This is a genomic window from Pseudoxanthomonas sangjuensis (assembly GCF_010211755.1).
In the GTDB taxonomy this organism is placed as follows: domain Bacteria; phylum Pseudomonadota; class Gammaproteobacteria; order Xanthomonadales; family Xanthomonadaceae; genus Pseudoxanthomonas_A; species Pseudoxanthomonas_A sangjuensis.
Genome location: NZ_PDWR01000069.1, coordinates 1 through 544 on the forward strand (window position 1 = coordinate 1; position 544 = coordinate 544).

The following is a 544-nucleotide window of genomic DNA, read 5'->3' on the forward strand; positions in this document are numbered from 1 at the left end:
ACACGACGGCTCGCTGGGCAATTACACGGTGGCCTTGTCTGGTCCAGCTCAGGCCGTCGAGCAGGCGGCTCGGATCCTCGACGAGGTATCCAATTCGGCGGCACCAACCGCATCCGCAACCGTCCCGACGCCCACTGCGGAGGCCCACTGATGAACGACTATTTGCGCCCCATCTATCTTCAGTCGATTTGGGCAACCCTCTTCATGGCCCTTATCACCCTCGTCATTGGGGGAATCTGCGGCCTGGTACTGGGAATCTTGCTGTATGCCACCCGGCGTGGTGGCCTGCTGGCCAACAAGATCGTTCACACCATCCTCAACGTCATCGTCAACATCATCAGGCCGATCCCGTTCATTATCTTTATGACGGCGATCGCTCCCCTCACCCTCAAGGTCATCGGCACCACCATCGGGGTGCGGGCGGCCACCTTCCCTCTGTGCATCGCAGCGACCTTCGCCATCTCCCGGATTGTTGAGCAGAATCTTGTCACCGTCGATCCTGGGGTTATTGAGGCGGCCCGCGCGATGGGGGCCGGGCCGTGGC

Annotated in this window: 1 pseudogene; it reads left to right on the forward strand. The window is 61.2% G+C overall.

Annotated features, from left to right (window positions below):
* Nucleotides 1-150: 150 nt before the first annotated feature.
* Nucleotides 151-544, forward strand: a pseudogene (locus CSC71_RS15340) (metal ABC transporter permease); the annotation flags it as partial.